The organism is Paraburkholderia madseniana, assembly GCF_009690905.1.
Taxonomy (GTDB): domain Bacteria; phylum Pseudomonadota; class Gammaproteobacteria; order Burkholderiales; family Burkholderiaceae; genus Paraburkholderia; species Paraburkholderia madseniana.
The window spans coordinates 1-9043 of record NZ_VOSW01000186.1 but is presented as its reverse complement, the minus strand read 5'-3'; the positions used below and the strand labels follow the sequence as shown (position 1 = coordinate 9043).

At 60.4% G+C, this 9043-nt stretch carries 8 protein-coding genes; 5 read left to right on the top strand and 3 right to left on the bottom strand.

Going from position 1 to position 9043, the window contains the following annotated elements:
* Nucleotides 1–544 precede the first annotated feature (544 nt).
* Complete coding sequence (locus FSO04_RS44110; protein WP_154567617.1) at nucleotides 545–1522, bottom strand: chemotaxis protein; 978 nt, start codon at nucleotides 1520–1522, stop codon at nucleotides 545–547.
* A gap of 403 nt (nucleotides 1523–1925) precedes the next feature.
* Between FSO04_RS44110 and FSO04_RS44105 the strand changes: the two genes are divergently transcribed.
* The 3 genes from FSO04_RS44105 to FSO04_RS44095 all read left to right on the top strand — a co-directional run bounded on the left by FSO04_RS44105 (nucleotide 1926) and on the right by FSO04_RS44095 (nucleotide 5627).
* Nucleotides 1926–2474: a DUF4142 domain-containing protein gene (locus FSO04_RS44105; protein ID WP_154567616.1), complete on the top strand. Its 549-nt coding sequence runs from the start codon at nucleotides 1926–1928 to the stop codon at nucleotides 2472–2474.
* Nucleotides 2475–2831: 357 nt separating this feature from the next.
* On the top strand, nucleotides 2832–4562 hold the full coding sequence (locus tag FSO04_RS44100) for a tetratricopeptide repeat protein (protein ID WP_154567615.1): 1731 nt from the start codon (nucleotides 2832–2834) through the stop codon (nucleotides 4560–4562).
* A gap of 39 nt (nucleotides 4563–4601) precedes the next feature.
* Nucleotides 4602–5627 (top strand): aldo/keto reductase, encoded by a 1026-nt coding sequence (locus FSO04_RS44095; RefSeq protein ID WP_154567614.1) that lies wholly within the window; start codon nucleotides 4602–4604, stop codon nucleotides 5625–5627.
* Here the strand turns inward: FSO04_RS44095 and FSO04_RS44090 are convergent.
* Together FSO04_RS44090 and FSO04_RS44085 are read right to left on the bottom strand one after the other, a co-directional pair.
* Nucleotides 5624–6436 (bottom strand): SDR family NAD(P)-dependent oxidoreductase, encoded by an 813-nt coding sequence (locus FSO04_RS44090; protein ID WP_154567613.1) that lies wholly within the window; start codon nucleotides 6434–6436, stop codon nucleotides 5624–5626. The genes FSO04_RS44095 and FSO04_RS44090 overlap by 4 nt on opposite strands.
* Nucleotides 6437–6523: 87 nt before the next feature.
* Nucleotides 6524–7267, bottom strand: a complete 744-nt coding sequence (locus tag FSO04_RS44085) for an SDR family oxidoreductase (protein WP_154567612.1) — start codon at nucleotides 7265–7267, stop codon at nucleotides 6524–6526.
* Between the two features lie 154 nt (nucleotides 7268–7421).
* Between FSO04_RS44085 and FSO04_RS44080 the strand changes: the two genes are divergently transcribed.
* Together FSO04_RS44080 and FSO04_RS44075 are read left to right on the top strand one after the other, a co-directional pair.
* On the top strand, nucleotides 7422–8330 hold the full coding sequence (locus FSO04_RS44080; RefSeq protein ID WP_154567611.1) for a LysR family transcriptional regulator: 909 nt from the start codon (nucleotides 7422–7424) through the stop codon (nucleotides 8328–8330).
* A gap of 150 nt (nucleotides 8331–8480) precedes the next feature.
* The gene (locus FSO04_RS44075; protein ID WP_154567610.1) at nucleotides 8481–8786 is read left to right on the top strand and encodes a single-stranded DNA-binding protein; all 306 of its coding nucleotides are present in this window, start codon (nucleotides 8481–8483) and stop codon (nucleotides 8784–8786) included.
* The last annotated feature ends 257 nt before the right edge of the window (nucleotides 8787–9043 follow it).

Here is a 9043-nt window from a genome sequence, read left to right as displayed (position 1 = left end):
CCGTTCTCGCACATTCCGCGTTAGTGACAAAGGACTCATCAGCTCCCACTCCGCACTACGTGCGTCGCGGACGGGTCTGCATGGGAAACCACCGGCTTCGGTTACGCGCCGCGGGGGCCGTCGGCTTCGCCTCGGCGAGGCGCCTTTGCACTCTCCGCGGAACCCCGCCTCAAATGATATGGCTGTGCGATAACGAGTCACGACCCGCTGGCGAGGCGTGAGCGCCAAAACGTAGCGATCGGTTTTATGAACTGCTCTTCGGCGCGCGCAGCGCCGCCGGAAGTATGACGCCCTTGTCACAGACGCCGAATGTGCGAGAACACAGATTCCAGATGCACCACTACCCGCAGCAGACCACGGTACCCGCTTAGCAGGAGTGGTTTGAGCCGCTTTCTTTTGCCTACTTTTCTTTGCGGCATGCAAAGAAAAGTAGGTGCCGCCCCGCACAGGGGCAACGCTAATAGACCACTAACAATTCAAGGAAAGGCCAAAGCCCTAAGAACACAGACAACAAGCGCCGCGAAGGCAAAAAACCCGCAAACCTTCAAACAACCCCCTCCGCCGCAGGCGCCCCTAGCGCATTACGAATAGCATTAGCCAGCTCAGCGGCTGCAAACTTAGCCACATACCCATTCGCCCCAGCATTCTTCACATGCGCCTCATTCGCCGCACCGGTCAAAGAAGAATGAATAATCACCGGAATATCCCGAGTCCGCTCATCAGCCTTGATCTGACGGGTCAACATGAACCCGTCCATCTCCGGCATCTCGAGATCGGTCAACACCAGCGCGATACTGTCCTTCACCCGCGTACCATTAGCCTGCGCTTCACGCGCGACCTGCTGCAACGTATTCCATGCCTCCTCGCCAGTCTTGGTCATCACGTAGTCCGCGCCGATCGCGCTCAACGCCTGCTCGATCAGCTTGCGCGCAAAACCGGAATCGTCAGCGGCGAGAATCTTCGCGCCGGGGCGGATGCCAAGCGCCTCACCCACAGAGGTCGGGTCGACGCTCGGATGCTGTGACGGAAACACGTCGCGCAACACCTGCTCTACGTCGATCACCTGGGCGAGCCGCGAGTCGCCCGTGTTGCCGTCGATACGCGCAATGCTCGTCACCAGATTGCCACCGGCCGCGCCTTCAGCGGAGAGCACCTGGTTCCACTCAAGCCGCACGATGTCGTCCACTTCCTCGACTGCAAAAGCCTGCGTCGAACGCGCGAATTCCGTCACCAGCAAAATGTTCAAGCCGCGCGTCGGCTCGCAGCCCATCAGGCGCGGCAAGTCAATCACGGGAATAATCTGGCCGCGAATGTCCACCGCGCCCATCACGAACGGCGAAGAACCCGCAATCGGCGTCACCGGCGGCATCGTCGAGATTTCACGCACCTTGAAGACGTTGATGCCGTAGAGCTCATGCGCGTCGCTGCCGGGAACCGAACCCAGCCGATACAGCAACAACTCGAATTTATTGGAACTCGTCAGATTGCTGCGTTCGTCGTTCGCGCGGTGATCTACTGCCATCGAATCTCTCCAGGGATTGCGGTGCGAGTGGTGCGCCAAGCATACCGTTCGTTCGGCCCCGGCGCGTGCCCTACCTTTCTGTTATCGGCGCAGCAGCAGGAAAGTTCAGTGAATTCAGGCGGTTTGCCGATGCTTTCTGGTTAACCCCCAGCCGCTATTCAGGGCAGGAAGAGGCCGGCGACCATACAGCAAAAGCAGGAAATTCGTATGAAGGTTACCTAACGTTACAGAAGCGACAGCATGGTTTCACATGCTGGGTGATGCGCCTCCTAGAATGCACAGCGATAAGAGCGCGGCGCCGTTAGCCAGTCGCAAGCGACTTGCAAGGTATCAATGCAATCGCATGCAATGGCCAAGGCGCACTCGCATCGCCGTCGTTTCGCTTCCACTCCAAGGAGAACGTATGATCCGCTTGCCTCTCGCCGCCATCACCAGTGCCTGCATGGCCAGCCTTATGGCCGTCGCTACCGCGGCCAGTGCTCAGACCGCGGCCGCGCCGGATGCCGTTCGCATTCATGCCGCCGACCAGGCCTTCATCACCGACGCCACCAAGGCTGTCTCCACGCAACGCGATGCCGCACGCATCGCCACTTCGCGCTCCACCGACCGGGACGTGAAGGCATTCGCAGAACGCGTGTCGAACGACAACGCGAAAATCTCCGACGCGCTGCGCGCTGCCAGCCCGCGTGGCGTCGACGTGCCGAAGAACGATCCGGACCCGGCGGTGCTCGCGAGCATCAATAACCTGCGCGGCGCCGACTTCGACAAGACCTACATCGAGCAGGTCGCACTCGCCGGCGAACAGAAAGCGCTGTCGGCCTTCCAGGCGGAAATCGCTTCGGGCCGCGACGAACAATTGAAGGACGCGGCGAAAAAGGCGCTGCCGACCATCCAGGAGCACTACGCGATGGCTCAGGAGCTCGCCAAGCGTAAGCATCTGACTGCGCAGTAAGCCGGACACTAGACACACCCGGCACAGTCCAGGCACCAAGGCGCGCGTCACGTTTCGGCGTGACGCGCGCCACCAGGCAGCATAGAAAAACGCCTCAAAAGAACGCTTAAAAACACGTCTAAAAGAGACGCCTGAAAAACCACCTCCAAAACCGCCTCCAAAACCGCCTCCAAAACCAGCAGCCCTCCCTCTCGCTCGCGCGCATCCAAGGCCGCTTGCACACAGCAGTCCAAACGCGTTCTTTTCGGCGATAATCGGCTTCGTTCTTTCAGGCCTGACCCGCGTGGCTTCCGCCGCGACTCAGGAAGCTTGCAAGCGGTTTCCCGATTCCACACGCATTCCATCAAAGCTCACCTCATGAGCAAGCCTGCCAATCTCCCGCAACAGTTGGACCATATGCTTCGCCAAGCCGTCGCGCTTCAGCAGAACGGCGCATTCGCCGAGGCCGAAGAACTCTACCGTGAGATTCTCGAACTGAAGCCACGCCATTTCGAGGCGCTGCAATTGTTGGGCTCGCTCGCGCTGCAGGCGGGTCGTGTCGAGGAGGGCATCGAGTTCCTCAGCAAGGCGCTCGCCATCAATGCCAAACAGGCGCCCGTCCATTCGAATCTCGCCTATGCGCTCAATGCCTTGCAACGTTTCGACGAAGCACTCGTGAGCGCCAATCGCGCGATCGCATTGCAATCGAAATTCCCGGACGCACTGAACAATCGCGGCAACGCGCAAGCCGGCCTGAACTTGCCGCTCGAAGCGCTCAGCAGCTTTGACCGCGCAATTGCCTTGATGCCGGATTTCGCGCAAGCCTGGAACAATCGCGCCTGTGTGCTGCGCGATCTGGGCCGTCCCGCCGATGCTCTCGCAAGCTGCGATCACGCGCTCGCATTGCAGCCGACCTACCCCGACGCGTGGAGCAATCGCGGTAATGCGCTCAGCGATCTGAATCAGGCGGACGAGGCGCGGCAAAGCTATCAGCGCGCGCTCGAACTTGCACCTGCATTTGCCGATGCATGGAACAACCTTGGACTGACCCAGGTCGATCTCGGTGAGCACGCGCAAGCGTTGCAGAGCTACGAACGCGCACTGGCCGTCAATCCCGTCGCTGCCGAGACGCATTGGAACCAGTCGTTGTGTCTGCTGCAACTGGGGCAGCTAGAAGCGGGATGGAAGGAATACGAATGGCGCTGGGAGCGTAGCCGGATCAAAGCAGGCAGGCGCACCTTTGCGCAACCGCTTTGGATGGGCGATTTTTCGATCGACGGTAAAACGATTCTGCTTCACGCCGAGCAGGGTCTCGGCGACACGCTGCAGTTTTGCCGGTATGCCGGGATGGTGTCGAAGCTCGGCGCGAAAGTCGTGCTGGAAGTGCCGGGTGAGTTGATACGGCTAATGTCCACGCTCGACGGAGTGGATCAATTGATCGACGCGGGCGAGGCACTACCGCCGTTCGATTGTCACTGCCCATTGCTGAGTCTGCCGCTCGCGTTCAGGACCGATCTCGCGAGCATTCCGTCAAAGACGCCTTATCTGTTCGCCGACCCGCAAGCAACGCGTGAATGGCACGAACGTATCGCTGCACAAGCAGAAGGGCGCCTGAAAGTCGGACTCGTGTGGGCTGGCGGAAACCGGCCGCATGTCGCCGAACTCCGCAAGAACGACGCGCGCCGTTCGATTACGTTCGAGCGGCTCGCACCGATTCTTGATGTGCCGAACGTGCAGTTCTTCAGTCTGCAAAAGGGACCGTCTGCGCTTCAGTTGCCGCGCAACGATTCACACCCTAACGTCATTGACTACACTGAAGAGCTCGAGGACTTCGCTGACACGGCCGCGCTGGTGGCGAACCTCGACCTGGTGATATCGGTGGACACCTCAACCGCGCATCTGGCCGGTGCGCTGGACAAACCGGTATGGATTCTGAACCGCTTCGACACCTGCTGGCGCTGGATGCTGGAGCGCACCGATACACCGTGGTATGCGCAAGCGAGATTGTTCCGGCAGCCGGCATTGGGCGATTGGGACAGCGTGATTCGAAGCGCGCGTGACGCGTTGGCCGGGTTCGGCGGCACGTTTGCCGAGACGCGCGTAGACTGAACGTCCGTTTATCGACGGCTAGGTCACGGAGAATCATCAATGGAATACAGACATCTGGGTGCATCTGGTTTCAAGGTGCCGGTACTGAGTTTCGGCACGGGCACATTCGGCGGCAAGGGCGAATTTTTCCAGGCGTGGGGCGCCACCGACGTCGCCGAAGCGCGTCGCTTGCTCGACATCTGTTTCGATGCGGGCATCACGATGTTCGACAGTGCCGACATCTATTCGAGCGGCGCTTCCGAGTCGGTGCTCGGCGAAGCGCTCAAGGGCAAGCGCGACAAAGCGATCATTTCGACCAAAGCGACTTTCCGTTTCGACGACGGTCCGAACAATGTCGGCTCATCGCGCTTTCATCTGATTCAGGCGGTGGACGCAGCGCTCAAACGTCTGCAAACCGATTACATCGATCTGTTCCAGTTGCACGGTTTCGACGCGAAGACGCCTATCGCCGAAGTCATGTCGACGCTCGACGATCTCGTGCGCGCCGGCAAGATCCGCTACACAGGCGTGTCGAATTTTTCCGGCTGGCATCTGATGAAATCGCAGGACACCGCGGATCGTTACGGCTATCCGCGCTATGTCGCGAATCAGACTTACTACTCGCTGATCGGTCGCGATTACGAATGGGAGCTGATGCCGCTCGGCGTCGATCAAGGCGTGGGTGCGGTGGTGTGGAGTCCGCTCGGTTGGGGACGTCTCACCGGCAAGATCAAGCGCGGTCAGCCGTTGCCAGAAACGAGCCGTCTGCACAAAACCTCTGACATGGGGCCGCCGGTGCCGGACGAGTACCTGTTCCGCGTGCTCGATGCAATCGACGAGGTTGCGGCCGAAACCGGCAAGACCGTGCCGCAAATCGCGCTGAACTGGCTGCTGCAGCGGCCTACTGTATCGACGGTGCTGATCGGCGCGCGCAACGAAGAGCAGTTGCGGCAGAACCTGGGCGCAGTGGGTTGGAATTTGACGCCCGAACAGGTGGCGAAACTCGACGCTGCCAGCGCTGTACGTCCCGCGTATCCGTACTGGCATCAGGAAGGATTTACGGAGCGTAATCCGAAGGCGGTTTAAGCACGCTTCTGTGGCTTTGTCACGGCGTAACCACGCGCTCCGGCTCGACGGCTATTTAATGAGTTCTGCCGGAGCGGCGAACAGTTCGCTGTAATAGCGGCGACTGAGGTTGTTGTCGCGCATCGCAAGCGTCGCTCGCCGATCTGATCCATCACGCCGTCATAACGTGCATACTCAGCGGGGCGTTCGGTATCGGCTGGTTTGCCGGCGCTAGGGAAGTGGGCGGTGCCGCGAGTGAACGCGCCCGGCACCACGATCGAGGTTTCGATACCGAAGCGCGCGATTTCGTAGGCGAGGGTGACGGCCAAAGAATCCATCGCCGCCTTGGCCGCACCGTAAGGGCCGAGGAAGGGAGGAAAACCGCCCTTGGTCGTCGTGCTGCTGATCCACAACATCAAGCCCGCTTCCTGCTGGCGCAGATACGGCAGCACCGCACGGTTCACGCGCTGCGCGCCGAACAGGTTGGTGTCGAACACCTTCACCATTTCTTCGGGTGTGAACGCTTCGCTCGGGCCGACCACCAGATGTCCCGCGTTCTGCATCACCACGTCGAGCCGTCCTTGCTCTCGGACGATCGTCGCGGCGGCGGCATCGGCGGATTCTTGCGACAACACGTCGAGTTCGAGCGGATGCAACTGGATGTCCTTCGCTTGGGCGAGCGCCCGCATTTCGTCGGCGCGCGGCTTGTTACGTCCTTCGACATCGCGCATCGTCGCGTAGACGATATGGCCGGCTTCGGCCAAGGATTGTGCGGTGAGCTTGCCGATGCCCGTACCCGCGCCCGTCACCAGAATGACGTTCTTCTGCATTTTTCTTCTCCGATTCGATGAAAGTGATGCGACGTAAAGGTGCTGTCAGAGAGGCGCTTTACGTGTTTTCAAGCTGGATTAAGTGGGTTAGGCCACGCCGCCGTTGGCGCGCAGGATCTGGCCATTGACCCAGCCTGCATCCGGACCGGCGAGGAAGGACACGACCGAGGCGATGTCGTCCGGCTGGCCGAGGCGTTGCAGCGGCGGCATCTTCGCGAAGGTCTGGATCTGTTCTTCGGTCTTGCCGTCGAGGAACAGCGAGGTCGCGATCGGGCCTGGCGCCACCGCGTTGACGGTGATGTTGCGGCCGCGCAGTTCCTTGGCGAACACATGCGTGAAGGCTTCGACGGCGGCCTTGGTGCCGTTGTAGATCGCGTAGCCCGGCATGTTCAGCGCCAGTGTCGTGCTCGAGAAGTTGACGATGCGTCCGCCGTTGTTCATCCGTGCTGCCGCTTCGCGCAGCGTGTTGAAGGTGCCGCGCACGTTGATGTCGAAGGTCTGGTCGTACAGCGCGTCGCTGGTGTCGGCGAGCGGCACTGTCTTCAGCACGCCGGCGTTGTTGACCAGCACGTCCACTTTGCCGAGTTGCTGTTCGGTGGTTTCGAACATGCGACGCACGTCGTCGGCGTTCGACACATCGGCCTTCACTGCGATGGCCTTGGTGCCTGCCGCCGTGAGTTCCGCGACCAGCGCATCGGCTTCCGACGAGCTCGATGCATAGTTGACGGCAACCGCAAAGCCGTCCTTGGCGAGGCGTTGTGCAACCGCTGCGCCGATGCCACGGGATGCGCCGGTAACGATGGCGACTTGGGCGTTCTTGATCGTGTTCATGATTCGGTTCCTTCTGTGTGGTGAGTTGGTGAAACGAATCATGGTCGCTTTCGTAACAGAGATAATCGGGTTAAAATTGCGATAATCATTCCATTTACTTCAATAATTGACCGATGAGCGGCCGGATCGCCGGCCCGGCACAAAGGCATCAACCATGGATCGTTTCGAGGAAATGCGGGTGTTCATCCGGATCGCCGAGCGGCAAAGCTTTACGCGCGCGTCGGACGATCTGCAGATTCCGCGCGCCACCGTCACCAACCTGATGAAGCGCATGGAGCAGCGGCTCGGCGCGCGGCTTCTCGAACGCACCACGCGCTCGGTCCGCCTCACGCATGACGGCGAGGCGTACTACCGGCGCTGCGTGCGGCTGATTGCCGATATGGAGGAGGCGGAGGGCTCGTTTTCCAACATCGCGCCGAAGGGCCTATTGCGCGTGAATCTGCAGGGCACCTTGGCCCGGCACTTCGTCGTGCCGGCGCTGCCGGCGTTTCTCGCGCGGTTTCCCGACATTGAGTTGACGATCGGCGAGGACGACCGGCTGGTCGATCTGGTGCGGGAGGGGATCGATTGCGTGTTGCGGGCGGGCAATCTGCAGGATTCGTCGATGGTGGGGCGGCGCGTGGCGCAGTTACCGCAAGTGACAGTGGCGAGCCCGACTTATCTGGAGGCGTATGGCGAGCCGGCCGATCCGGCGGCTTTGTCTACGCATCGGGCGGTCAATTATCTGTCCAGCGCGACCGGCAAGCCGGTGCCGCTCGAATTCAGAATCGACGGCCGGGATACCGCCACGTACCTGCCGTCGACGGTATCGGTGACCGGCGCCGATCTCTACACAGGCTCGGCGGTGGCCGGGCTCGGCATCGTGCAAGTGCCGCAATACCGTGTGGCGAGTGAACTGGCGTCGGGTCGGCTGAAGATCATTCTCGCGGACTTTCCGCCGCCGCCGATGCCGGTTTCGGTGCTGTATCCGCAGAATCGCCAGTTGTCGTCGCGGGTGCGGGTGTTTGCGCAATGGTTGCGCGATATTTTCGAGGCGGCGGGGGCGCAGACGGGTGCACCGTAAACGTGTGAGTTCAGCGCGTGCGCGCGGCGATTGGCATATGGTCCGAGCAGTCCGTGCTTTTGCGTAAGCCGCGCTGCGTATCGTGGGATCATACGGGCTGTGCTGGGCGATATTGCTTTTTGCACGGTACGGAAAAACAGGAGCAGGACGATGATCGATGGACTGGTGGGCGGGCGCTTATACGGCGAGGCGCAGATCCGCACGGGGCAGAATGGTAAGCGCTTTGTGACCTGCAAGGTCCGGGCGACCACCAATGACGGCGATACGATTTTCGTCAACGTGATTGCGTTTGATGATGATGTGCAGACGGCGTTGCTTGCTCTGTCTGACGCAGATAGTGTCGCGTTGAGTGGCGCGTTGACGCCGAAGGTTTGGACTGACAAGAATGGGTTGATTAAGCCTGCTGTGGATATGGTTGCGCATAAGGTGCTTGTGGGGTATTTGCGGGAAGGGTAATGGTTTTTTGTTGCCTTCGCGGCGCTTTTTGTCTGTGTTCTTGGGGTGTTGGCCTTTCCTTGCATTGTTAGTGGTCTATTAGCGTTGCCCCTGTGCGGGGCAGCGCTTTTGTCCGTGTTCTTATGGCTTTGGCCTTTCCTTGATTTGCTAGTGGTCTATTAGCGTTGCCCCTGTGCGGGGCGGCACCTACTTCTCTTTGCCGGCTGCAAAGAGAAGTAGGCAAGAGAAAGCAGCTCAAACCGCTACTGCTAAGCGGG

Bases quoted from the DNA above. Each gene is read 5' to 3' on its own strand.
- FSO04_RS44095 (WP_154567614.1), top strand. From the start codon at position 4,602: ATGGAATACAGACATCTGGGTGCATCTGGTTTCAAGGTGCCGGTACTG.
- FSO04_RS44105 (WP_154567616.1), top strand. From the start codon at position 1,926: ATGATCCGCTTGCCTCTCGCCGCCATCACCAGTGCCTGCATGGCCAGC.
- FSO04_RS44085 (WP_154567612.1), bottom strand. From the start codon at position 7,267: ATGAACACGATCAAGAACGCCCAAGTCGCCATCGTTACCGGCGCATCC.
- FSO04_RS44075 (WP_154567610.1), top strand. From the start codon at position 8,481: ATGATCGATGGACTGGTGGGCGGGCGCTTATACGGCGAGGCGCAGATC.
- FSO04_RS44100 (WP_154567615.1), top strand. From the start codon at position 2,832: ATGAGCAAGCCTGCCAATCTCCCGCAACAGTTGGACCATATGCTTCGC.
- FSO04_RS44110 (WP_154567617.1), bottom strand. From the start codon at position 1,522: ATGGCAGTAGATCACCGCGCGAACGACGAACGCAGCAATCTGACGAGT.
- FSO04_RS44090 (WP_154567613.1), bottom strand. From the start codon at position 6,436: ATGCAGAAGAACGTCATTCTGGTGACGGGCGCGGGTACGGGCATCGGC.
- FSO04_RS44080 (WP_154567611.1), top strand. From the start codon at position 7,422: ATGGATCGTTTCGAGGAAATGCGGGTGTTCATCCGGATCGCCGAGCGG.